This is a genomic window from Oscillibacter sp. ER4 (genome assembly GCF_000765235.1).
Taxonomy (GTDB): Bacteria; Bacillota; Clostridia; order Oscillospirales; family Oscillospiraceae; genus Hominicoprocola; species Hominicoprocola fusiformis.
The window spans coordinates 1-23089 of the sequence record NZ_JPJG01000004.1 but is presented as its reverse complement, the minus strand read 5'-3'; the positions used below and the strand labels follow the sequence as shown (position 1 = coordinate 23089).

26 protein-coding genes and 1 other annotated feature are annotated in these 23089 nt (G+C 59.3%); of the genes, 10 read left to right on the top strand and 16 right to left on the bottom strand.

Features of this window, described 5'->3' with window-relative positions:
* Positions 1-445 precede the first annotated feature (445 nt).
* Entirely contained in the window at positions 446-2899 is a 2454-nt protein-coding gene (locus tag NI20_RS0100870; RefSeq protein WP_033119582.1) for an ATP-dependent helicase, read from the bottom strand.
* A 291-nt stretch (positions 2900-3190) separates the two neighbouring features.
* Here NI20_RS0100870 and NI20_RS0100865 point away from each other — a divergent pair, with 291 nt between their 5' ends.
* Positions 3191-4459: a putative DNA modification/repair radical SAM protein gene (locus NI20_RS0100865; protein WP_033119581.1), complete on the top strand. Its 1269-nt coding sequence runs from the start codon at positions 3191-3193 to the stop codon at positions 4457-4459.
* 10 nt (positions 4460-4469) lie between these two features.
* Positions 4470-5339, top strand: a complete 870-nt coding sequence (locus NI20_RS0100860; RefSeq protein WP_033119580.1) for a TIGR03915 family putative DNA repair protein — start codon at positions 4470-4472, stop codon at positions 5337-5339.
* Here the strand turns inward: NI20_RS0100860 and NI20_RS13930 are convergent.
* The 3 genes from NI20_RS13930 to NI20_RS0100850 are packed head-to-tail and all read right to left on the bottom strand — an operon-like array spanning position 5221 to position 6693.
* Positions 5221-5931 carry a sigma-70 family RNA polymerase sigma factor gene (locus tag NI20_RS13930; protein ID WP_052084332.1) on the bottom strand — a complete coding sequence of 237 codons (711 nt, stop codon included), beginning with the start codon at positions 5929-5931 and terminating at the stop codon, positions 5221-5223. The two genes, NI20_RS0100860 and NI20_RS13930, sit on opposite strands and share 119 nt — an antisense overlap.
* Positions 5928-6374, bottom strand: coding sequence for an anti-sigma F factor (gene spoIIAB, locus NI20_RS0100855; protein WP_033119579.1), 447 nt, complete (start codon positions 6372-6374; stop codon positions 5928-5930). Before spoIIAB ends, NI20_RS13930 begins: the two co-directional genes overlap by 4 nt.
* Positions 6355-6693 carry an STAS domain-containing protein gene (locus NI20_RS0100850; RefSeq protein ID WP_033119578.1) on the bottom strand — a complete coding sequence of 113 codons (339 nt, stop codon included), beginning with the start codon at positions 6691-6693 and terminating at the stop codon, positions 6355-6357. Before NI20_RS0100850 ends, spoIIAB begins: the two co-directional genes overlap by 20 nt.
* 175 nt (positions 6694-6868) lie before the next feature.
* Between NI20_RS0100850 and NI20_RS0100845 the strand changes: the two genes are divergently transcribed.
* Both NI20_RS0100845 and NI20_RS0100840 read left to right on the top strand, forming a co-directional pair.
* Complete coding sequence (locus NI20_RS0100845) at positions 6869-7348, top strand: pyridoxamine 5'-phosphate oxidase family protein (protein ID WP_033119577.1); 480 nt, start codon at positions 6869-6871, stop codon at positions 7346-7348.
* Between the two features lie 46 nt (positions 7349-7394).
* Entirely contained in the window at positions 7395-7847 is a 453-nt protein-coding gene (locus NI20_RS0100840; protein ID WP_033119576.1) for an 8-oxo-dGTP diphosphatase, read from the top strand.
* 64 nt (positions 7848-7911) lie between these two features.
* On the opposite strand, the gene NI20_RS0100835 is transcribed toward NI20_RS0100840, so the two are convergent.
* Positions 7912-8409: a GNAT family N-acetyltransferase gene (locus tag NI20_RS0100835; protein WP_033119575.1), complete on the bottom strand. Its 498-nt coding sequence runs from the start codon at positions 8407-8409 to the stop codon at positions 7912-7914.
* Complete coding sequence (locus tag NI20_RS0100830) at positions 8406-9434, bottom strand: aldo/keto reductase (protein WP_033119574.1); 1029 nt, start codon at positions 9432-9434, stop codon at positions 8406-8408. Before NI20_RS0100830 ends, NI20_RS0100835 begins: the two co-directional genes overlap by 4 nt.
* A 149-nt stretch (positions 9435-9583) precedes the next feature.
* Between NI20_RS0100830 and NI20_RS0100825 the strand changes: the two genes are divergently transcribed.
* Both NI20_RS0100825 and NI20_RS0100820 read left to right on the top strand, forming a co-directional pair.
* On the top strand, positions 9584-9931 hold the full coding sequence (locus NI20_RS0100825; RefSeq protein ID WP_033119573.1) for a PadR family transcriptional regulator: 348 nt from the start codon (positions 9584-9586) through the stop codon (positions 9929-9931).
* On the top strand, positions 9918-11315 hold the full coding sequence (locus NI20_RS0100820; RefSeq protein ID WP_033119572.1) for a permease prefix domain 1-containing protein: 1398 nt from the start codon (positions 9918-9920) through the stop codon (positions 11313-11315). The genes NI20_RS0100825 and NI20_RS0100820 overlap by 14 nt, the downstream gene beginning before the upstream one ends.
* A 635-nt stretch (positions 11316-11950) precedes the next feature.
* Here NI20_RS0100820 and NI20_RS0100815 read toward each other — a convergent pair.
* The 7 genes from NI20_RS0100815 to NI20_RS0100785 all read right to left on the bottom strand — a co-directional run bounded on the left by NI20_RS0100815 (position 11951) and on the right by NI20_RS0100785 (position 19677).
* Positions 11951-14584: a valine--tRNA ligase gene (locus NI20_RS0100815; protein ID WP_033119571.1), complete on the bottom strand. Its 2634-nt coding sequence runs from the start codon at positions 14582-14584 to the stop codon at positions 11951-11953.
* A gap of 33 nt (positions 14585-14617) precedes the next feature.
* Complete coding sequence (locus NI20_RS0100810) at positions 14618-15142, bottom strand: YcxB family protein (RefSeq protein ID WP_033119570.1); 525 nt, start codon at positions 15140-15142, stop codon at positions 14618-14620.
* A gap of 43 nt (positions 15143-15185) precedes the next feature.
* Positions 15186-15394: a binding site (T-box leader), on the bottom strand.
* A 33-nt stretch (positions 15395-15427) separates the two neighbouring features.
* The gene (gene sigE, locus NI20_RS0100805; RefSeq protein ID WP_033119569.1) at positions 15428-16150 is read right to left on the bottom strand and encodes an RNA polymerase sporulation sigma factor SigE; all 723 of its coding nucleotides are present in this window, start codon (positions 16148-16150) and stop codon (positions 15428-15430) included.
* Positions 16119-16940, bottom strand: coding sequence for a sigma-E processing peptidase SpoIIGA (locus tag NI20_RS0100800; protein WP_033119568.1), 822 nt, complete (start codon positions 16938-16940; stop codon positions 16119-16121). The genes sigE and NI20_RS0100800 overlap by 32 nt, the downstream gene beginning before the upstream one ends.
* 797 nt (positions 16941-17737) lie before the next feature.
* The gene (locus NI20_RS0100795; protein ID WP_033119567.1) at positions 17738-17932 is read right to left on the bottom strand and encodes a DUF951 domain-containing protein; all 195 of its coding nucleotides are present in this window, start codon (positions 17930-17932) and stop codon (positions 17738-17740) included.
* A 4-nt stretch (positions 17933-17936) separates the two neighbouring features.
* Positions 17937-19202, bottom strand: coding sequence for a replication-associated recombination protein A (locus tag NI20_RS0100790; protein ID WP_033119566.1), 1266 nt, complete (start codon positions 19200-19202; stop codon positions 17937-17939).
* A gap of 1 nt (position 19203) precedes the next feature.
* On the bottom strand, positions 19204-19677 hold the full coding sequence (locus tag NI20_RS0100785) for an LURP-one-related/scramblase family protein (RefSeq protein ID WP_033119565.1): 474 nt from the start codon (positions 19675-19677) through the stop codon (positions 19204-19206).
* Between the two features lie 134 nt (positions 19678-19811).
* Here NI20_RS0100785 and nth point away from each other — a divergent pair, with 134 nt between their 5' ends.
* Positions 19812-20450: an endonuclease III gene (nth, locus tag NI20_RS0100780; RefSeq protein ID WP_033119564.1), complete on the top strand. Its 639-nt coding sequence runs from the start codon at positions 19812-19814 to the stop codon at positions 20448-20450.
* 239 nt (positions 20451-20689) lie between these two features.
* On the opposite strand, the gene NI20_RS0100775 is transcribed toward nth, so the two are convergent.
* Genes NI20_RS0100775 through NI20_RS15295 form a run of 3 tightly spaced genes read right to left on the bottom strand, consistent with a single transcriptional unit; the run spans position 20690 to position 21758 of the window.
* The gene (locus NI20_RS0100775; RefSeq protein WP_033119563.1) at positions 20690-21286 is read right to left on the bottom strand and encodes a hypothetical protein; all 597 of its coding nucleotides are present in this window, start codon (positions 21284-21286) and stop codon (positions 20690-20692) included.
* Between the two features lie 4 nt (positions 21287-21290).
* On the bottom strand, positions 21291-21371 hold the full coding sequence (locus NI20_RS15550) for a hypothetical protein (RefSeq protein ID WP_242842888.1): 81 nt from the start codon (positions 21369-21371) through the stop codon (positions 21291-21293).
* A gap of 9 nt (positions 21372-21380) precedes the next feature.
* On the bottom strand, positions 21381-21758 hold the full coding sequence (locus NI20_RS15295) for an RNA polymerase sigma factor (protein ID WP_242842887.1): 378 nt from the start codon (positions 21756-21758) through the stop codon (positions 21381-21383).
* Between the two features lie 163 nt (positions 21759-21921).
* On the opposite strand from NI20_RS15295, the gene NI20_RS0100765 reads away from it, so the two are divergent.
* From NI20_RS0100765 to NI20_RS0100755, 3 genes are read left to right on the top strand one after another with little or no spacing between them, the layout of a single operon-like run.
* Entirely contained in the window at positions 21922-22179 is a 258-nt protein-coding gene (locus NI20_RS0100765) for a hypothetical protein (RefSeq protein ID WP_033119562.1), read from the top strand.
* Positions 22180-22200: 21 nt separating this feature from the next.
* Positions 22201-22635: a hypothetical protein gene (locus NI20_RS0100760; RefSeq protein WP_052084331.1), complete on the top strand. Its 435-nt coding sequence runs from the start codon at positions 22201-22203 to the stop codon at positions 22633-22635.
* Entirely contained in the window at positions 22628-22963 is a 336-nt protein-coding gene (locus tag NI20_RS0100755; protein ID WP_033119561.1) for a hypothetical protein, read from the top strand. The genes NI20_RS0100760 and NI20_RS0100755 overlap by 8 nt, the downstream gene beginning before the upstream one ends.
* Positions 22964-23089 lie beyond the last annotated feature (126 nt).

Below are 23089 nucleotides of genomic sequence, written 5' to 3'. Positions count from 1 at the left end.
GTCTCCGAAGTGAAAGTGCCTCGTGCGCGGCGTTGCCGCATTAGTGTTGCTATACGATTTGACCTACTCCTACTATCCGCTGCCGCTCTGCCTATCTTGTAGAAGTGCGCAGTAATTTCCGTCTAACGGGGCACTACTCAATGCGGCGAGCGTCAGCAATGCCGCATTCGGTAGGCAGTCTGCCGCCTAGCAAACGTCACTCGCGCCTCACGATAGTAAGGCGCGGTTGAGAGCGGTAACGACTCGCAGGGATTCATGGCGAAGCCATGTACACCGCACCTACACTGCGCAGCGCGTGCAGCTCTTCGAGCCACAAACTGCCAATGTGCGGGGTCAAGGGGCAAGGCCCCTCGTCCCTTTCTCTTCGGGGGTGTAAGGGGGGATGTTCTCTTTCCGAGGAAAGAGAACATCCCCCCTTGTCGCATCCCCACACGGTGTGGGGCAATCACAACTTAGTAATATGTACCCCCGCCGTTTTTAGCATTAACTTTTTGGTGCCAACGGTATCAAACGCCACCTCAAGCAGCGCATCGCCGCCCATAGGGGTGACGGAGATGACCAGTCCGTCACCGAACGTCTTGTGGTGGATCTGGTCGCCGGAGGAAAGCTGAAGCAGCGGCGCGGAGGCGGCGGGCTTCTGCGCCGCGAGTTTTTGCGACGCCTGCGATTTTGGTCTGCGCTGCATGACGCTGTCGTAGCGCGCCGCGCCCTGACCGTAGCTACCGTAGCCGCGCGTAGAATACGAACTCCCCTCGTCAAAGCTCGTGTCGCCAAAGCCGGACGCGCCCTGCGCCTGACGGCCGACCCAGTCGGCATTCTCCGACGGGACCTCCTCCAAAAAACGCGAGGGTTCACTGACGCTCGTGCGGCCAAACAGCATGCGCTGGCGCGTGCAGGTCATCGTCAGGCGCTCCTTTGCACGCGTCATCGCGACATAGCACAGTCTGCGCTCCTCTTCGACCTCTTCATCGTTGTAGCGCACGCGCTCGCCGGGGAAGATGCCCTCCTCCACGCCGACGACATACACACATGGGAACTCAAGACCCTTTGCGCTGTGCATCGTCATCATCGTCACGCAGTTGTCGCTCGTCGCGCTGTCGAGGTCGGTGTAGAGTGCGATCTCGTTCAAAAAGCCCGAGAGCGTCGCATCCTCCGGATCGTTTTCGAGGAACGAAACGATGTTCGACTTGAGCTCCTGCACGTTTTCAAGCCGCCCACGGCTCTCCACGTCGCCCTTTTCCTGCAGCGTGCGTACGTAGCTCGTCTGCTCGCAGACCGCGTCATAGAACTCCGCGAGCTCCATCGTGCCCGCCATCTCGCGCAGCGCGGCGATGAGCTGGGCGAAGCGCTCGAGCTTGCCCGCCGCGCTCTTTAGCACGGCGTACTCCCCTGCGTGCTGCAAAACGGCCATCATCGGCACGCCCTGCTCGCTCGCGAGATCCTGCACGCGCTCGATCGTCGTATTGCCGATGCCGCGCGGCGGATTGTTGATAATGCGGCGAAGCCTCAAGTCATCGCTCGGGTTGTTGATGACCGCGAGGTACGCGAGCATGTCCTTGACCTCCGCGCGTTCGAAGAACTTTGTCCCGCCGACGACCTGATACGGCACGCCGTTGCGCTTGAACGCGTATTCGAGCGCGTTCGACTGCGCGTTCATGCGGTACAAAATGGCATTTTCCTTCCAGTTCCGCCCGCGGTTGTAGTCCATCATAATGCTGCTGACGACAAAGTTCGCCTCGTCCTGCTCGTTGAAGACGGTCTTGATGAGCACCCTATCGCCCGCACCCGCATCGGTCCAGAGGGTCTTGCCCTTGCGGCCCGTGTTATTCTTAATGACCGCATTCGCCGCGTCGAGGATGTTCTGCGTCGAGCGGTAGTTCTGCTCCAAGCGGATCGTGCGGCAGCCCTTGTACTCCTTTTCAAAATTCAGGATGTTTGTGATATCCGCACCGCGGAACTTGTAGATGCTCTGGTCATCGTCGCCGACGACGCAGATGTTTCCCTTCTCCCCCACGAGCTGCTTCATCAAAAGGTATTGCAGCCGGTTCGTGTCCTGATACTCGTCGATGAGCACATAGCGGAACTTGCGGCGGTAGTAGTCGCGCACCTCGCCCTCCTGCTGCAGCAGCGTGACCGCGTGGAGGATGATGTCGTCAAAGTCGAGCGCGTTCGCCTCGGCCAGACGGTGCACGTAGCGCGTATAGATCTTGGCGATTGCCTCTTTGCGCCAGTCGCCGCTGTCCTTCCAGCGGCGGGAGTAGTCCTGATGCGACTCCATCGCGTCCTTTGCGTTCGAGATGGCCGAAAGCACCTCGCGCGGCGTGAGCTTCTTCTCGTCGATGTTCAGTTCTTTCAAAATGTCCTTGATGACGCGCTTGGAGTCATCCGTGTCGTAGATCGTAAAGTCGCGCGAAAAGCCGAGGCGGTCGATATCGCGGCGCAGGATGCGCACGCAGGCGGAGTGGAACGTCATCGCCCAAACACTCTCCGCGCCCTGGATACCGAAGGCGGAGAGTCTCTCTCTCAGCTCGTTTGCCGCCTTGTTCGTGAATGTCACTGCCAGCACCGACCACGGCGCGGCGGGTTCAAGCGTGCAGAGATGCACCATGCGGCTGCGCTCGTCGCTCGTCGGATGCTCGGGATAGCTCTCCAAAAATGCAAGGTCGTCCTCCGTCGCCCACGCCGGCACATCCGCGCTGTCGCTCCCCCGCCCGTAGGTCAAAAGATTTGCGACGCGGTTGATGAGAACCGTCGTCTTGCCGCTGCCCGCGCCCGCGAGCAGCAGCAGCGCGCCCTCGGTCGTCAGCACGCCGCGGCGCTGTTCAGGGTTGAGTTTTGCAAAATCCCGCGCAATGGCCGCTTTTCTCGCAGCGGCATAGCGGGCGTTAAAATCGCTCATATTGTTTTCACCTTTCCTGATCTTTCCACATCTTACCCTTTTTTCGTGCTCCGGTCAACTCCGTTCGGCAAAAATCGACTTTTTGTTCGATTTTTTGTTGACAAGAACGTTTGTTCGATTTATAATCATACTCGAACAAAGATTCTATTTATCAGGAGGAATTTTCCATGGCTGCTTCCACATTTATTTTCGTTTTCATCGGCGTCAGCGTCGTCACCACCAAGGTGATGAACACGCTGCTCCTGCTCGACCAGCCCAAGCGCCGCAGAGCGAGATCCGCCCGCTGAGAACATGAACCTTCTCGACAAGCTCACGATCCTTTCCGACGCGGCAAAGTACGACGCCGCCTGCACCTCGAGCGGGGCCAGGCGCGGCTATCAGGAGGGCAAGATCGGCTGCACGTCCACGTCCGTCGCGGGCTGCTGCCACACGTTTTCGTCCGACGGCCGCTGCGTGACGCTCTTGAAGGTGCTGCTCTCGAACGACTGCTGCTACAACTGCAAGTACTGCGTCAACCGCTGCACGAACGACACACCGCGCGCGACGTTCGCGCCCGAAGAGCTTGCCGAGCTGACGATCGAATTCTACCGGCGCAATTATATTGAGGGGCTGTTCCTCTCCTCCGGCGTGCTGCGCTCGCCGGACTATACGACGGAGTTGATGATCCGCGCGCTGTCGATTTTGCGCAGCGAGTACCGCTTCAACGGCTACATCCACGCCAAGGCTATCCCCGGCACGTCGCCGGAGCTTGTCGAACAGCTCGGCTTTCTTTCAGACCGCCTGAGCGTGAACATCGAGCTGCCGAGCGAAGCGGGACTCAAGCTACTCGCCCCCAATAAAACAAAGCAGGCCATCCTGCGCCCAATGACGCAGATCCGCGACCGCGCAAAGCAGAGCAAGCAGGAGCTTGTCAAATACAAGCACGCACCGCGTTTCGCCCCCGCGGGGCAGAGCACACAGCTCATCGTCGGCGCGACAAAGGAAAGCGACCTGCACATTCTGAATCTCACGCAGGCGCTTTACGATTCCTATCGGTTAAAGCGCGTGTTCTACTCAGCCTATGTGCCGGTAGTCGAGAACACGCTTTTGCCCGCGCTCGACACCAAGCCGCCGCTGCTGCGCGAGCACCGGCTCTATCAGGCCGACTGGCTGCTGCGGTTTTACGGCTTTCGCGCAAACGAGCTGCTCGACGACAGCGCGCCGGACTTCAACCCCGACCTTGACCCCAAGTGCTGCTGGGCGCTGCGCCATCCCGAGTTCTTCCCCGTCGAGGTGAACCGCGCGGACTATGAAGCGCTGCTGCGCGTGCCGGGCATCGGCGTTGTGAGCGCCAAGCGCATTCTGGTCGCGCGCCGCTCGGGCGCGCTGCGCGCGGAGGACCTCAAAAAGCTCGGCGTCGTGATGAAGCGTGCGCAATACTTTCTCACCTGTGGCGGGCGCTATGCCTCGCCGCTCAAGCTGTCGCAGGAGGGCATTTTGCAAAACCTGATGGCCGTGGAGCGCCGCGCGCTCCCACAGGCCGAGGCACAGCAACTATCCCTTTTCGATCAGGTCGGCTAAGGAGGCCTCTATGGCATGGCGCGAGATCATCTATCAATACGACGGCAGCTTTGAAGGGCTCCTCTGCTGCGTGTTTGAAAGCTACACAAAAAAAGAACGCCCCACCGCGATTTTGCGCGATGGGGACGACGAGCCCTCCCTTTTTGAAATTCGCGCGGTCACGACGGACCGCGCCCACGCGCAGCGCATCTACCGCAGCCTCTACAAGCGAAGTCCGGAAGTCGGCTCCTTCCTGCGCCGCGCGTTTCTCACCTGCCTTCCCGACAAGGAGATGGCCATTTACCGCTTCATCGTCAAATTTTACCGCGAGGGCGCGCCGCTGCTCTCGCGCCTGAGCGACGACACCTATCTGCCGCTGCTCAAGGCCGTGCGGCAGCTTTCGGGTGAGGTCGAGCAATTCCGCGGCTTCACCCGCTTTTCCGACTTTGACGGCGTACTCGGCGCGGAGATCGAACCGAAAAACCGTGTGCTCCCTGTCCTGCGCCGCCACTTCTGCGAGCGCTATCACAACGAGACGTTTTTCCTCTACGACCGCACGCACCGCGAGGCGCTGCTCTATAGCGGCGGCGTGTCGCGCATCGTGCCGCTCAATCACTTTGAAATGGCGCAGCCGGACGAAGTCGAGGCGGGCTATCGCCGCCTCTGGCGCCGCTTTTACGACACCGTCGCCATCGAGGCGCGCAAAAATGAAAAGCTTCGCATGACGCACATGCCCAAGCGCTACTGGGGCATGATGACGGAGTTTCAGGACGAAAGCTACTTCAAAGCCCGTCCGAAAGAGACGCCCTCAGCTTCTCCAGCGCCCGGCGCTCCAGCCGCGATACCTGCACCTGCGACACGCCCAGAAGGCGCGCCGCCTGCTCCTGCGTCAGCCCCTTGAAAAAGCGCAGCAGGATCGTCATTTTCTCGCGCTCAGGGAGCTCGTCGATGGCCTCGCGCAGTGCGATGCGCTCGATGAGCGCATCCTCGGGCGACTCACCGCCCAGCATCCCTTCAAGCGTCAGGCCGTCGCCCGTTTCGCGCTGCAAGCTGTCCGGCGCAGCGACCGCCAGTTCACACTGCGCGATCTCCTCGGCATTGAATCCCGTCTCCTCCGAAAGCTCGGAGAGCGCCGGTTCGCGCCCGAGTGTATTTTTGAGCTTTTCGCACGCGGCGAAGATCGTCGCCGCCTGCTCACGCATGCTACGGCTCACCTTGATTGCGCCGTCATCGCGCAGAAAGCGTCGAATTTCGCCCGCGATCTTCGGCACAGCGTAGGTTGAAAACTGCGTGCCGAATGCAAAGTCAAATCCCTTTATTGCTTTGATGAATCCAAGGCATCCGAGCTGATAGAGGTCGTCCGGCTCCACGCCGCGGCCGTAATAGCGCCGCACGATGCTCCAGATGAGGCCGCTGTTCTCGCGCAGCATTTGCTCGCAGGCCTGCTCGTCGCCCTGCGCCGCGGCCTCGAGCAATTCCGGCGCGGCGTTCATCGGCGCGCCGTGCGCAGCGCGATCCTGCGCTTCATCGTCACGACCGTGCCCTTGCCGTTTTTCGAGCGCACAGCGAGCGAATCCATAAAGCTCTCCATGATCGTAAAGCCCATGCCGCTGCGCTCTTCACCGCCAGTCGTGTAGAGCGGCTCTCGCGCTTTTTCGACGTCCGCAATGCCGCACCCCCAGTCGCGCACGGTGATCTCAAGGAGATTTCCGTCGAAGATGCATGCGCGCAGCGCGATCTTGCCGATCTCCTGCGGATAGGCATGGACGATGGCGTTCGTCACCGCCTCGCTCACGGCGGTCTTGATGTCACCGAGCTCGTCGAGCGTCGGGTCGAGCTGCGCGGCAAACGCCGCGACCGCGGCGCGCGCCAGCCCTTCGTTGACGCTGCGGCTCGGAAATTCAATGGCTATGTAGTTATTCGGTTTTACTTTCATTGCTCTTTTCCCCCTCCTCAAGCGGTACGATGCGGAAAATTCCCGCGGCGGTAAACACTTTTTTCGCCTGCGGCGGAACGTTTTTGATCGCAGCGCTGCCGCCCATGGCGCGCATACGCTTGAGCGCGCGCATCACGACGGCGATGCCAGACGAATCCATAAAGCTCACACCCGAAAAATCCAGCGTCAGTTTGCTCGGCAGCGCCGCATCCAGCTCCCATTCGAGATTCCGCATCGCCTCCTTCGCCGCGTGATGGTCGAGCTCCCCGCGCAGCGTGAGCGTCAGTTCACGCCCTTCGCCCGATGAAATGACCTCCATTGCTCTCCCTCCGTTTCCTTCAAGCGTTTTCCCTTTCGTTTCTCAAAGTATAGCCTGCCCTCCTGCCGTTTTTTTGTCGAAGACCGCCGGTCTTTTGATTTTTCTTTGCCGCGCCTCCTTGACATCTGCGCTTCCGCCCCGTAAAATGAGGAAAACGATCAAAGGAGGATCTCCCATGCGAAGAAGCGACCGCGAGATCACCGATCTGAGTGAAATTCTCTCCATTATCAACGATTGTAAAGTGATCCATCTTGCCATGGTAGACGATGGAGAGCCGTATCTTCTGCCGCTGAATTTCGGCTACGCCTGTGAAGACGGTGCGTTCTCGTTCTTCTGCCACAGCGCCCGCGAAGGCCGTAAGCTCGACATTCTGCGCAAAAATCCGACCGTCGCCTTTGAAATGGACTGCCGCGGTGCGCTCGACGAGCACGATGTCGCCTGCCAGTGCGGATACTACTTCGCCTCCGTCACCGGCGTCGGCCATGTCGAATTTTTGGACGGTGAAGAAAAGCTCGCCGCGCTGACCGCCCTCATGCGCCACATGGCGGGCCGTGAAGATCAATTCACCGAGCAGCAAGCCCGCACAGTCGAGGTCTTTGCCGTTCGCGCCGACAAGCTCAGCGCCAAGGCAAAGGTGCCGCACAGTGCGCAGTAGTCATGGATAGCAAGCAAGTTTTCAAACCCAAAAGGACGTGTTGTACATGAAACGCTCTGAGCCCGTCGAACTGATGAATATGTGCGTGATCCTCCGCGGCAACAAGGTTTTGGCGCAGGATCGCACAGATCCCAACTGGCCAGGCGTTGCTTTTCCGGGCGGTCATGTTGAAAAGGGTGAATCCTTTACAGATGCCGTCATTCGTGAGGTTCAGGATGAGACAGGTCTGACGATCTCCTCTCCGCGCCTGTGCGGGATCAAGGACTGGTGCGAAGACGGCGTGCGTCATGTCGTGCTGCTCTATCGCGCGGAGCAGTTTACCGGAACGCTGCGCTCTTCCGACGAGGGCGAGGTCTGGTGGGCGGAGCTCGCAGGTCTCCCCTCGCTCGATCTTGCATCTTCCGACATGCTCGACCTTCTCCGCGTGTTTGAAGAAAATGATCTCAGCGAGCTGTTCTACCGCCAAGACGGTGAAGATTGGACTTACGAATTGAAATAGTCGCTAACAATGAAAAGCACCGCTGTGCAGATACCCTCTGCACAGCGGTGCTTTCTTTTCAGTTTTACAGCGCGCGTTCCATCGGCAGATACGCCGAATCGCCGTGCGGGAATTCCTCGCCCATCAGCGCAAAGCCGTTCTTTTCCCAGAACGCTTTGCTCTGCGGATTGCCCCTGTCGACCGCAAGGCGCACCTTGCGGAACCTCTCTCTCCGCAGTTCGTCCATCAGCTCGCCGATGAATGTCGAACCGAGGCCGTAGCCCTGCCGCTCCTTTTTCGACATGAAAAAACCGATGTAGGCGGTGTCATTTTTCGGATAACGCTCGATCAGGTCCAGCACGGCGACGAGCGTCTCCCCGTCGAAAAAGCCAAGATAATGCTTATCCTCCGCACATTTTTCCGGCGGCAGCGCCGTCATGTCCTCCAAAACGCTCTCCCTCGTCGCAAGCGGCGGATGGTAACGGTAGAACTGCTCGTTCTCCGCGCAGAGCGCTAAAATCTTGTCTACATCCCCCGCCGTCAGCGGCCGGACGGCGTATTTTTGTGAAAAATCCAGCTTCATTTCTCCGCCTTGCTGGCCGCGAGCACTTTCCAGTAATCCTTGTAGTTTGCCTGCAAAAGCTCGGGCGTGTTCAGGCCGTAGGGGCACTTCGACATGCAGTGGCCGCAGTGGCGGCAGTTTTCGATCTGGTGCATCTTCTGCTGCCATTCCTCGGTGAGCCACGCCGCTGCAGGGGCGCGACGCAGCATGAGCGACATGCGCGCACACTGGTTGATCTCGATGCCCGCGGGGCACGGCATGCAGTAGCCGCAGCCGCGGCAGAATTCGCCGCATAGCTCCTTGCGGTCACGCTCGATAGTCGCTTTGCGCTCATCCATCAGCTCAACGCCCTCGCGGATACACTGCAAAAACTGATCAAGCTCGCTCTCGCGCTGCACGCCCCAGATGGGCACGACGCCATCCTGCTGCGCCATCCACGCCGCCGCCGTGAAGCCGTCGCGGATCAGGCCGCCCGCCATGCCCTTCATGGCGATAAAGCCCATGTTTGTTTCGCGGCACTTTCTGACGAGCTCCATCTCCTGCTCGCCCGCGAGGTAGCTGAACGGAAACTGCAAGGTCTCGTAGAGGCCCGAGTCGATGGCCTCGTGCGCCACGGCGAGGCGGTGGTTCGTGATGGCGATGTGGCGGATCTTGCCCTGCTTCTTCGCCTCAAGCGCCGCATCGTAAAGGCCGTCCTCCCCGCCCGGCTTCGGGCAGAAGGCCGGGTTGTGGAACTGATAGAGATCGATATAATCGGTCTTGAGCGTGCGCAGGCTCGTTTCGAGATCCTTCCAGAATTCCTCCGCCGTCTGCGCGCCGGTCTTTGTCGCCAGCACGATTTTGTCGCGCATCGTCGAGAACGCCGCGCCGACCTTCTGCTCACTGTCAGAATAGGCGCGTGCCGTATCAAAAAAGTTGATGCCGCCGTCATACGCCTTGTGCAGCAGCTTCACCGCGTCCTGCTCGCTGATGCGCTGAATGGGCAGACAGCCAAACCCGTTTTTCTCAATGACCAGTCCCGTCTTGCCGAGTGTGATCCTGTTCATGAAAATCCCCCCTATTGTCATTTTTTACAGCATAGCAAAATCCTTTCTTTTTTTCAATCTTTTGTTTTTCCCTTGACAATTCTCTCCTGCCCGAATATTATGTAGATAATCTACTATGTAGGGAATCTATCTATTAGGGGGTGTTTTTCATGTCAATGGACAAAAGTCTGCTCGCGGGCAGCACAACGATGCTGGTGCTCAAGCTTCTCGATGGGCAGGACATGTACGGCTATCAGATGATCGAAGAGCTTGCCCGCCGCTCCGATCACGCCTTCGCGCTCAAGACCGGCACGCTCTATCCCCTGCTGCATTCGCTCGAAGAAAAGGAGCTGATCATTTCCTACGAAAAGGACGAGTATGCAGCGCGTCCGCGCCGCTACTACCATTTAGCGCGCAAGGGCCGCGCGCTGCTGCGCGAAAAGGAAGAGGAATGGACGGAATTTACCGCCGCGGTCGACCGCGTGCTGAGAGGAGGCGGCTGTCTTGGTTCTGCCTGAGACTTTCACACACTTTGCCCGCACCGCGGCTGAGCAGCTGCGATGGAAAGCGGCGCGTCCTCTCGTTGAAGACGAACTTCTGACCCACCTCTGTGACCAGCGTGACGCACTGATGGCAGGCGGCATGGACGAGGCCGCAGCCGCCGCGGAATCGCTGCGTTTGACAGGCGATCCCTATGAGATCGGCACGGCACTCGACCGTGTTCACCGTCCGAAAACACCAAAGCTTCTTTTTGCGCTCGCGGCACTCATCGCGCTTGCAGGGCTTGCGTTCACCGCGCTTGTAAGCTTTCGTGACTACGAATTGTCCTATTTTGCTGTGCATCAGAGCGTGGCGCTGCTGCCCGGTACGGCAGCGCTGCTCGCGGCGTATTTTCTTGATTTTACGCTGCTCGGGCGCTTCGCCCTGCCGCTTGCGCTTGTGTTCCACGCTGCGCTCGTACTGCTCAGCCTGCTGCCTCTCGGTGGGTTCTGGCTCTTCCGCTACACCTATGTTTCGACACATATCCTCCTGCGCGGTCTGCCGCCGTTGCTCCCGCTGATGTTCGCTGTGCTGCTCTACGCGCTGCGCGGGCGGCGCGGCTGGGGCGTCTTCGCCGCCTTCGTCTGCCTCGCGGTGCAGTGCATGTTCTGCCTACGCGTCCCGTGCCTGCTCGATCTGGGCTTTCTGTTTCTCTGTGACAGCGCGCTGCTGATCTTCTGCGCCCGCAATGGCTGGTTCGGCCTTGGCAAAAAGTTGGAGACGCTGCTCACCACCCTGCCGCTCGCCGCCGACATCGTGTGGGTCCTTGTTCTCGGTGCAAACTGGTTCGCGCGTCAGCTCGCCATTGTGCTTGATCCTCACTCCTACATTGACGGACACGGCTATCAAACTGTTGTACTGCGTGAACTGCTGCAAAATGCCAAATTTATCGGTCCGGGCGGCGTGGGACCGTACAGCGCACAGCACCTTGCCCGCTGGGAGGGCTTCGGCATGGTCGACTTACAGGCGCACGCGCTAACACTGCTCGTCCACCGCTGCGGCTGGCTGGCACTCATCGCACTCGTCACGCTGCTGACGGCGCTGCTTGTTCTCGCCTTCCGCCGCTGCCGCAGGCAGAAGAGTATGCTCGCCCGCCTCGTTTCCTATTCCGTGCTGCTGTCGTTCACCACGCAGGCGGCCGCCTATCTTTGCTGCGACCTCACGCTGATCCCCATCAGCAGCGGTGTAGCCTTCCCGTTTTTCACCTTTGGCATCAAGACGATCCTGCTCAACATGCTACAGCTCGGTTTTCTGCTCTCCACGCTGCGCGTCGGCAGCGTCGTACGCGACAAGGATGTTGCTGCTGGGCCGGTGCGGCCCAAGCGGCGCTTACGCGTGAGCTTTTCATGGGAAAGCGCCTAAAGTCCGCGCCATGCGCGGAGAAATAGCAGCGCCGCCGGCGCTGCACCACATTCCCTGCGTACCCGCAGGGGAGCGAATAAGGGGGATATTCTCTTTCCTCGGAAAGAGAATATCCCCCTTTGACCCCCAAGAGAAAGGGTCTGATTGGCAGTCTCGGGCTTGAATGACTTTTATGCCTCCGGAATGGGAATGCCTGCGCGCGGCATTGCCGCGGTTGGTGTTGCTATACGATTTGACTCACTTCTATTATCCGCTGCCGCTCTCGAATCTAATCGCAGGTTCAGTGTAATCGCCTACTACCGATAGTGCGTATATTGCGGCGAGCGCAGCAAAGTCGCCCCGGCAGGCAGAAGCAAATTTGCACAAATCCCTAGTAGACGGAGATTGCGTAAGACTAACGAATCGCAGGCAAAGCGACAGCGAAGATAGAAGCAAACCAAGTCGTATAGCAACACCACCTGGCAGGCACCCGATTCGGCAAGCGCCGCAGCTCTTCAAGCTGCTCGCTTGCAATGTCAAAACCTTTCTCTTGGGGGATCAAAAGGGGGAGGTTCTCTTTTGTAAAAGAGAACCTCCCCCTTTATCCGTCCCCTGCGCGGCGCAGGGAACCAAATCCGTTTCCTAAAGGAAAGTAATTATTTCTTCATCGCCGCCGCGGAAGCATCGAGCTTCTCAATGAGCGCCTTGAGCTTTTCCGCATCAGCACGGGCGCCGCTCACGACCGCCTCCGGCGCTTTGGCGAGGAAGCCCTCGTTTTTCAGCTTGTTCTCGATGCCGGCGAGCTGCTTTTCGGCGTTTGCCTTCTCCTTGGCAATGCGTGCGAGCTCCTTTTCAAAGTCGACGAGTTCGGCAAGCGGCATGAAGATACGCGCGGCGTGGGTGTCGACCTCGACCTTGCCGTCGGCGTCGATGGCGGCATCGGCGGGCACGATCGTCACATCGCTGGCAGAGGCCAGACGCGTGAAGAACGGGATACCGGCGCTGAACGTATCGGCGTGCGCGGTGGCGACGGTGTAGTGCACCTTCTTCGACGGCGCAACGTTCATCTCGTTGCGGCGGGCACGGATGGCGGTGATGGCCTCGATGACGGTCTGCATCGCCTCTTCCTCGGCGGGGAAGCTGAACTTTTCGTTGTACTCCGGCCACTTGGAGAGCATCAGGAACTCGCCCTCGTGCGGAAGCGCCTGCCAGATCTCCTCCGTGATGAACGGCATGAACGGGTGCAGGAGCTTGAGCGTCTCGATGAGGACATAGCAGAGGACGTTCTGTGCGTTCTCGCGCGTGGTCTGATTCTCGCTGTTCAGGCGGTTCTTCGTCAGCTCGATGAACCAGTCGCAGTAGTTGTCCCAGATGAAGTCATAAATTTTTGCGGACGCGACGCCGAGCTCGAAGGCATCCATATTGTCCGTGACCTCGCGGATGAGCGTATTGAGCTTCGAGAGAATCCACTTGTCCTCGAGCTCGAGCTTTTTGGGCAGCTCCACGTGGTCGATCGTCAGGTTCATCATCACGAAGCGGCTCGCGTTCCAGATCTTGTTGCAGAAGTTGCGCATCGCCTCGCACTTTTCGACGTAGAAGCGCATGTCGTTGCCCGGGGAGTTGCCGGTGATGAGGTTGAAGCGCAGCGCGTCCGCGCCGTACTTCTCGGCCATCTCCAGCGGGTCGATGCCGTTGCCGAGCGACTTGGACATCTTGCGGCCCTTGTCGTCGCGGACGAGACCGTGGATGAAGACGGTCTTGAACGGCTCCTTCTTCATCTGCTCCATGCCGGAGAAGATCATGCGCGCGACCCAGAAGAAGATGATATCATAGCCTGTGACCATGACGGACGTGGGATACCAGTACTTGAGGTCGGGAGAATCGAGGTCGGGCCAGCCCATCGTGGAGAACGGCCAGAGCGCGGAGGAGAACCAGGTATCGAGCACGTCCTCTTCGCGCGTCAGGTGCTTGCAGCCGCACTTTTCGCATTCCGTCGGGTCTTCGCGCTTGACGTTGATATGGCCGCACTCGTCGCAGTACCACGCGGGAATCTGGTGACCCCACCACAGCTGGCGGGAAATGCACCAATCATGCACGTTCTCCATCCAGTTGATATAGGTCTTGGTGAAGCGCTCAGGCACGAACTTGATCGTGCCGTCGTTCACGACGCGGATGGCCTCCTTGGCAAGCGGCTCCATCTTGACGAACCACTGCGCGGAGATGAGGGGCTCGACGTCGTTGTGGCAGCGATAGCACGTGCCGACGTTGTGGGAGTAGGGCTCGGTCTTGATGAGGTAGCCCTGCTCCTCTAAGTCCTTGACGATGGCCTTGCGGCACTCATAGCGGTCCATGCCGTTGTACTTGCCGCCGTTTTCGTTGATCGTACCGTCGTCGGCGATGACGCGGATGACCTCGAGGTTGTGGCGAAGGCCGACCTCAAAGTCGTTGGGGTCGTGTGCAGGGGTCATCTTAACAGCGCCCGTGCCGAAGCCGATCTCGCAGTATTCGTCGCCCACGATGGGAATTTCGCGGTTCATAATGGGCAGGATGCAGGTCTTGCCGATCAGGTGCTTGAACTTCTCGTCCTCAGGGTTGACCGCAACGCCCGTATCGCCCATCATCGTCTCGGGACGGGTGGTGGCGACGACGATATCGCCGCTGCCGTCGGAGAGCGGGTAGCGGATATACCAGAGGTGGCCCGGCTTGTCGACATACTCGACCTCCGCGTCGGAGAGCGCCGTCAGGCAGTGCGGGCACCAGTTGATGATGCGGCTGCCCTTGTAGATCAGGCCCTTATCGTAGAGCTCGCAGAACGTCTCGCGCACGGCCTTGGAGCAGCCCTCGTCCATCGTGAAGCGGGAGCGGGACCAGTCACAGCTCGCGCCCATCTTCTTCTGCTGCTCGACGATGCGGTTGCCGTACTTTTCCTTCCACTGCCACACGCGCTGTAAAAACTTCTCGCGGCCGAGGTCGTAGCGCGTCAGGCCCTCCTTGGTGCGCAGCTCCTCTTCGACCTTGATCTGCGTGGCGATGCCCGCGTGGTCAGTGCCGGGGAGCCACAGGGCGGAGTAGCCCTGCATGCGCTTAAAGCGCGTCAGGATGTCCTGCAGCGTCGAGTCCATTGCATGGCCCATGTGCAGCTGGCCGGTGACGTTCGGCGGCGGCATGACGATGGAAAACGGCTTTTTGTCCGGGTCGGGCTCGGCCTTGAAGCAGTCGTGGTCCATCCACATCTGATAGATGCGGCCCTCGACCTGCTGGGGCTCATAGATCTTGGGTAATTCTTTCATTGGTTTTCTCCTATCTTTTGAACAATATTGCTCTTATTTGATATTTTCGACGAGCTTTCCCGTCTTTTCGGCAATAAACGCGCGGAAGTCTTCAACGCTCCCGCCGCGGATAGTTCTCTTGTCATACGCCTGCGTATGGTGCGAGGACAGGGCAAAGACAAAGTAGCGCGCCGTCTCGGCGACGGCCACGATCTGGGCATAGGAAAACCGGCTTTCCGTCACACCCGTTGCCGAAACGTAGCCGTCCTCTTCAAACGTGGCAACAGCGTGCTCCGTGCCCGGCAGCAGGCGCTTTCTCGCAAACCAGGCGTTGAGCCTGTCCTCGAAAAGGCTCACCAGAATGACCACCAGCAGCGCAAGCAGCGTCACGACGCCGCTCGCGCCGAGCGGTTCACCGCCTGCAACTGTGGCAAGAATCGTCAGGATACCGAGAACCAGCACAACTGCCGCAAAAATGTGTACGCGGCGGCTGCGCTTTTTGCGCACGGTTTTGCGCAGGCCCTTAGCCATGGCCGTCAGCGTTTCCATATTGTAGTCGGTCTCAAACTGTATGCCCATATTCGCTTCCTTTCATTAAAAAACGCCCTGAGCAGCTTTGACTGCTCAGGGCGATCAATGACCGTGGTACCACCTGGATTCCCGCATTGTGCGGACACTCATGCCTCTGTAACGGGAGTTCCCGTCCGGCTTACTCTCTTTTCAGCGCGGCAGCTCCAAGGCGACTTCCCCACATCCTGCACAAGGGCTTACACCGGCCGCCCTCTCTCTTCGCTTTCAGATGCGGATACTGCTCCTCTTCTTCGCATTTGTCACGCTGAATCATACCGTTTTTTGCGCCGCTTGTCAACTCATTTTGAGGATTTCCTTCTTCAGCCGCACGATGATCCGCTTCTCAAGGCGCGAGATATAGCTCTGCGAAATGCCCATCAGGTCGGCGACCTCCTTCTGCGTCTTTTCCTCCCGTCCGCCGAGGCCAAAGCGCAGCGTGATGATTGTTCTCTCCCTCGCGGTCAGCTTGTCGACCGCGTCCATCAGGAGTTGGCGGTCGACATCGTCCTCAATGGGCTTCAAGACAAGGTCCTCGTCGGTGCCGAGAATGTCGGAGAGCAGCAGCTCGTTTCCGTCCCAGTCGGTGTTGAGCGGCTCGTCAAAGCTGACCTCGGACTTCTGCGGCGCGGTCTTGCGCAGGTGCATGAGTATCTCATTTTCAATACAGCGCGAGGCGTAGGTCGCGAGCTTGATGTTCTTGTCGCTGCGGTACGTGTTCACTGCCTTGATGAGCCCGATCGTACCGATGGAGATGAGGTCTTCGATGTTGATGCCGGTATTTTCAAACCGGCGCGCGATGTAGGCGACAAGCCGCAGGTTGTGCTCAATGAGCGTGCCGCGCACGCTCTCGTCGCCTTCATCCATGCGCGCGATGAGCTCAGCTTCCTTCTCCCGCTCGAGCGGCGGCGGGAGCGTATCGCTGCCGCCGATGTAGAAAATTCCCCGCCGCGCGATGAGCCCCCAGTCGATGAGATAAAAGCGCAGTCTACGCCACAGCGTTTTGAGCAAGCTCTCCATGCTTTTCCCCCTTTTCGCATCCTTCGCACCACAGTCCCGCATATGCACCGCCGTCGCCGAGCGGGTGCTCCGCCAGGGCAACGGCACGCGAGCCGAGTTTGATTTCGTCAACCGTTATTGCTTCACAGCGCAGCAGCGGCAGCGTTCCATCCGCATTGCCCACGCTGCAATACGCAATATGCGGCAGCGTCGCGGTCTCTTCTTCGCTGATGAGGTCTCCCAGTGCGTGACGGTCGATGACCGGCACGCCGAGGCCCGTCACAGGGTCACAGAGCGTGTTGCCCGTGTCGCGCAGCAGCCGCACGCGGGCCGTTTTTCCTCGATAGGCGATGACCACATCCGCCGTCTCGCTCCCTGTCCGCGCCGCGCCGTAGCGGAACACGACGGAAAGCAGCAAATACGACGTCCCCGCCGCGATCAGGAAGACGCCCCACGGCAGGTCTGCTGTCACCACGCCGCGCGCAAGGCGCGCCATCGACCCCAGACTCTGCCCTAAGAGCATCACCACGCCAGCGAGGCCGCACGAGGCAAGGAAAAACAGCAGCGTCAGCTTGACCGCCCGCCCACTGCCGCGATACGCCGCCGCGCCCATCAAAGCGAGCCCAAGCAGCAACAAAACGACGCTTTTCGGCAAAAAGAGCTGCACTGCCGCATAAATACCGCCGACCGCCGCGCCGAGCAAAAGTCTTCTCCGCGCGACTGTCCGCCCTGCGACTCTCGCCGCGCCGAACAACAACAGATAGTCGACGAGAACGTTAAACGCGAAGACGCTTTCTATGTAGATGACCATGGCACACCTCCCCCTGATGGGTTCTCATTATAGCTGTGACCCACCTGAGAAAAGGGCGAAAAGCGCCGCTACGCTATCTTTTGTCCCAAAGGGCAGAATTGCCGCGCATGGCGCTGCATCGTTTCCCTGCGCCGCGCAGGGGAGCGTGTCAAAGGGGGCCATTCTCTTTCACAAAAGAGAATGGCCCCCTTTTGATCCCCCAAGAGAAAGGACGAGGGGCCTTCCCCCTCGACCCCGCACATTGGCAGCTTTTATCTTGAAGAGCTGCACGCGCTGCGCAATCGGGTGCGGTGTACATGGCTTCGCCATGAACACCTACTATTCGTTACCAGTCGCAACCGCGCCTTACTATCGTGAGGTGCGTGTGATGTTACATTGGGCGGCAGACTGCTTGCCGAATGCGGCATTGCTGCGCTCGCCGCATTGTGGAGACTGGCGGTAGACGGAAATTAGGCTGCACTCCTACAAGATAGGCAGAGCGGCAGCGGATGATAGAAGCAGAGGCAAATCGTATAGCAACTTCAAACGCGGCGACGCCGCGCGCAGGCATTCGCATTCCGGAGGCAAAAAGGGCATTCTATCCCGAGACTGCCAATCAAAAGCCTTTCTCTTGGGGTTCCAAAGGGGATATTCTCTTTTGCGAAAGAGAATATCCCCTTTGATCCGTCCCCCTGCGCGGTGCAGGGAATAATGTGCAGCGCTATCGCGCTGTATTTTATAAATACGGAATAACCATCGATGCAACGAGCGATAAGATCATCACCGCGACCAGCAGGATCGCGACGGCTCTCGTCTTCTTATTCATGGGGTTCCTCCCTTTCTACGATTTTCTTGATGCCCTTTTCCGCCTTGGCGCGCGGCAGCATCACCTCGCGGCCGCAGCGCGTGCATTTGAGCTTGATGTCCATGCCCACGCGCGTCACGAGCCAGAGCTTTTCGCCGCAGGGATGCGGCTTCTTCATTTCGACAATATCGTTCAACCTCAGGTCCATGTGCTCACCCCTTGATCGCTTCCCAGTACTGCGCGGCGGCGCGCTCGACCTTGTTGTCGCCGTAGTGGTAGTACTGCACGTTTTTGAGCTCGTCGGGCAGATACTGCTGCTTCACCCAGTGGTTCGGGTAGGCGTGCGGGTACTTGTAGTTCTGCCCCTGCGCGCCGCCGGTCGAATCGGCGTGGACATTCTGGAGGCAGCGCGGGAAATTGCCGCTCTTGCCCGCCTTCACATCCGCCCAAGCAGCGCCGATGCCCTCGATCACGCTGTTGGACTTCGGTGCGGTGGCGAGCAGCACCGCCGCCTGCGCCAGCGGCAGCTGCGCTTCGGGAAGGCCGAGCTGCATCGCGGTGTCGACGCAGGCCTTGACGATGGCGATAGCCTGCGGATAGGCCATGCCGACGTCCTCGCTCGCCGAGCAGAGTAACCTCCTGCATGGCGTGACCAGATCGCCCGCCTCTAAAAATCTTGCGAGGTAGTGGAGCGCCGCGTCGGGGTCGCTGCCGCGCAGCGACTTCATCAGCGCGCTCGCACAGTCGTACATCGCGTCACCGCCCTTGTCGTAGCGCATGGCACTGCGCTGTGCGACCTGTAAGGCGTCTTCACTTTTCAGCAAAAGTTCGCCGTTCGTGACGTCCGCCGCCTCGTATAAAAGCTCGCACGCGCTCACGGCCTTGCGCACATCGCCGCCGCACTGCTGCGCGATGACGCGCGGCACGTCGTCCTCCCAGGAAAGCGGCAGCTCGCTGCGCGCTTTCAGGATACCAAGCGCGCGCTCGACCGCGGGGATGGTCTCCTCCGCGCTGACGTTTTTGAATTCAAACACTGTCGAGCGGGATAAAAGCGCGCCGTAAACATAGAAATACGGATTCTCCGTCGTCGACGCAATCAGCATGATAGAGCCGTTTTCCATGAATTCGAGCAGGCTCTGCTGCTGCTTTTTGTTGAAATACTGAATTTCGTCGAGGTAGAGCAGAATGCCGCCCGGTGCCATCATCGTACCGACATCGGAGATGATGCTCTTGACATCCTGAAGGCTCGCGGTCGTCGCATTCAGGCGATACAGTGTCTTGTTCGTGCGGTTTGCGATGATGTTGGCGATGGTCGTCTTTCCCGTGCCGGACGGGCCGTAGAAGATCATATTCGCGCTTGAGCCGGACTCGATGAGCCGGCGCAGCAGCGCGCCCTTTCCGAGCAAGTGCTTCTGACCCACGACCTCGTCGAGCGTCAGCGGGCGGATCTCATCCGCCAAAGGTCTCTTTTCACTCATATCAGTTGTTCCTGCTGCATTTTTCCGCGTCGATGGCCAGCACGACCATCAGCGCGCCCAGCGCGTCCTGCGGGTCGGCAACATCGATGACGTAGGTGTCTGTCCAGTGAAAAAGCTCTTTCGTGATCGTCGCGACGCAGCCGCGCGAGGCGCTGTCGATCGTGTAGTCCCACTCCATGAAGCTGCCGTTCACTTCCCAGTCGCTGCACTCAAGTGTAAAGCGCGGGGTAAAGAACGTGAACTCCTTGCAGATGCAGCCATAGTACTGCTCGCCGATGTAAAGCTCGAACTTGGGTAAAAACGTCAGCACGCGCTGCTGCACGGTGCCGATGTGCTCGCCCGCGGCGTTCAGAATATGCAGGCAATGCCCCCAGGCAAGCTTGCCCTCGACCGTAAAGACGGTGTTGCCGTCCTCGTCGTAGATATCGTAGCTGTCGAACCACGAAAAAAAGCGCTGCTTGAATAGTAGCCGCATCGCACAAGCCTCCTTTTTCACAATGGAATAATTATAGCACGTTTTTTCTTCACTGCACAGACTTTTTCTGTCGATTTTTCCGTGTCTCTGTGCTATACTGTCGGCAGTATTGATGAAACGCAGGAGGTTTCGCCATGAAATCCAAAGCCGCCGTCCGCCGCATCGTGGAGGAGCTGAAGGTCCTCTACCCCAACGCGCGCTGCTCGCTCGAATATAAAAAGGACTACGAGCTTCTGTTCGCCGTGCGCCTTTCCGCCCAGTGCACCGACGCGCGCGTGAACATGGTCACGCCGTCGCTCTATCAGAAGTTCCCGACGCTTGAGGCCTTCGCGAACGCGACGTATGAAGAGGTCGGCGACGCGATCCGCTCCTGCGGATTTTACAACACGAAGTCGAAGGACATCGTCGAGTGCGCGAAGATCCTGCTCGAAAAGTACGGCGGCAAGGTCCCCGGCACGATGGAGGAGCTCACAGCCCTCCCCGGCATCGGGCGCAAAACGGCGAACCTGATCCTCGGTGACGTCTACGGCCAGCCCGCCTACGTGTGCGACACGCACTGCATCCGCATCACAGGACGCCTCGGCCTGACGGACGGCAGCAAGGACCCGCTGAGCGTCGAAAAGCAGCTGCGCGCCATCCTGCCGCCAGAGGAGTCGAATGACTTCTGCCACCGGCTGGTGCTGTTCGGCCGCGACCGCTGCACCGCCCGCAAAGCCAACTGCGACGGCTGCCCGCTGAGAAAAGACTGCGACTACGGCAAGGCGCAGAAATAATATCTTCCCAAAAGCGGCTTTGCCGCTTTTGGGAGAAGGCCGCGCTGCGCTCCATGCCTCGCCGCCAATATGGCAGCTCGACACACGCTCCGCGAGAGGTGTTTTCACCACGTACACGCCGCGGCGAAAAACGATCTGATTTTATTTCGTGCCTGCGGGCACGAAACTCTGCGAGGCTTTCCCCAATAGGAGAAAGGTTCCGCACAACATCGCTGTGCGGAACCTTTCTCGTTTTTCTTTCAGTTGTTGAATTCGTTGGGCAGGATGTACTTTGTCGTGCTCGTTGCGTAGCCGTTGCCGCGCTTGATGGTCATGTAGATCGTCTTTTCGCCGCCCTCAAGCTGCACGTAGCAGACGCCGTCCTCGTCGAACTTGTCCGTGACGTCGAGCTTCTGGTCGAGGTAGTAGACCATGACCGTGCCGTCCTCGCGCTCCTCGACCTCGGGCTCGTTGAGTTGCTCGAAGAGCTCCTCCTCCGTCAGCGCCCGCTCCGTGCCGTCGTCTTCGATGGCAATGCCACCGCCGCCCATTTCGTGCTCGGTGCCGTCCTTGTCCGGATAGCGCAGGGTGTAGCTTCCCTCGTTTACCGTCAGCGTTGCGTCCGTCATCTCACCGTTGAGCCAGAGCTGCACCGTGCGCTGAATGCCGCCGAGATCCGAGGCATAGGCAACGCTGCCAAGCGCCAACACGAGGGCGGCGGCGAGGCCAAGGGTCGCCGCGCGGCGCAGCGCGGGCCGTTTCGTTTTCTGTTCTGTCATCTTCATTACCTCCGTCAAGGTGTCCGGGGAGGCGTGCAGCGGCGTGAACGCGCGTTGGAATTTCTCTTTTTCTGTCATTGCCTTACTCCTCCAAAATCGTTCTGAGCTTTGCTCTTGCGCGAAAAAGTCTTGTGCTGACGGTCTTTTCGGGAATGCCGAGCATCGACGCGGCCTATGCCGTTGTATACCCCTCGTAATAGAAGAGCAGCAGCGGCACGCGGTATTTTTTGTCGAGCGCCATCACGGCTTTGAAGAGCTCGCCGTCCCGCGGCTGCTCGAAGGACAATGTCTCGGCGTAGTCGTCGATGTCCTCGTGCCGGCGCCGCGGTGAGCGGAAGAGCATCTTGCAGCGATTGACGGTGACGCGGATGAGCCAGTTTTTCAAATGGGCGTCCGACTCGAACGCCTTGTCCGTTTTGTACAGCTCTATCAATACGTCCTGTGTCACATCGTTGGCGTCGTCCGGGTTTTTGAGCCAGCCGTAGGCCACGCGAAAGACCGTGTCCATGTACTTTTCTGCATTTTGGGCAAATGCTTCGTTTGAAAACATATATGTTTCTCTCCTCAAAGGCCTTACACCATACATGTGCGCGGGCAGCGCGTTTTCTTTCACGGATTCGGAAAATTTTTCAAAAAATTTCGCCGCTGCGGCGGCACAACTGCCGCGTCCCTCTCATATACTGCCTTGAAAGACAGGAAACGGAGGCACAGCTATGGATCACAGCACGCAGCAGCTCATCGACAAGTTCAAGCGCAATCCTGCCATAGCGCAGTCGCTCCTGCAATCGGGCGACGGGCAAAGGCTCATGCAGATGCTCACCTCTCAGGATGGCGGCGCGGCGCTCAATCACGCGGCGCAGAATGCCGCGGCGGGCAACACGAAAGAGTTGGCCACAATGCTCTCGAACCTGATGAAAAGTCCCGAGGGCATGGCCATTATGAACCGCATCAACGACAGCGCAAAAAAATAAAAACCGCGGGAGGGCGTCACGATGAGCGAGTGGGAGGAAAAACTGAATACCCTGCTCTCCGATCCGGACGCCATGGCGCAGGTGATGAACATGGCGCAAAATCTGTCGCAGCAGATGGGGCAGTCCGGCGGCAGTGCGCCGCCTCCCCCGCCCGCGGGCGGTGCGGCCGGTCCTGCGCCGTCTGCTCCCACGCCGCCACCGCCGCAGGGCAATCCGATGGGTGATCTTTCGTCGCTGCTCGGCGGCATTGACCCCGGCATGATCGCCAAGCTGCTGCCCGTGCTCTCGCAGCTCAATCGGCCCGAGAGCGGCGAGACCGCCGCGTTTTTGCGCGCGCTGCGCCCATTTTTGAAGCCGGAGCGGCAGGACAAGGTCGAGCGCGCGGCACAGCTCGCGCGCTTCATCCACCTGGGGAAGACGCTGCTCCTCAGCGAAGGGGGGCCGCGCAATGTATAACCGCTATCTGCGCAACGACGACGGCGTCTACACCCGCATGCCGATGCAGGACGCGCCGCGCGGCGAACCGCCGCGTGATAACAGACCGCCTCCCCCGCCGCCCTCCGGCGGAAACGCACCGCCGCCAAGGCCGCCGCAGGGGGACGCTCCCCCTCCGCCGCCGATCAGTCAGGAGGCGTCGCAGTTTTTCTCGCGCATCCTCGACAAATTACCGCTCAAGGGCGTGGACACGGCGGACATTTTGCTGCTGCTCATTCTCTTTTTTCTCTTTGAGGAAAAGGCGGACGACGAGCTTTTAGTCGCGCTGGGGCTGCTGCTCATTTTATGACATATTTTGACAAAAAGGCCGTCCGAAGAACAATTGAAGTGACCCCGAAAAGTTAGACAAATATTTATAGAGAAAATTGTTCAAGCAGCTGAAAGGGCTTGCTGTCTGTGAATTGCAGGCGGCAAG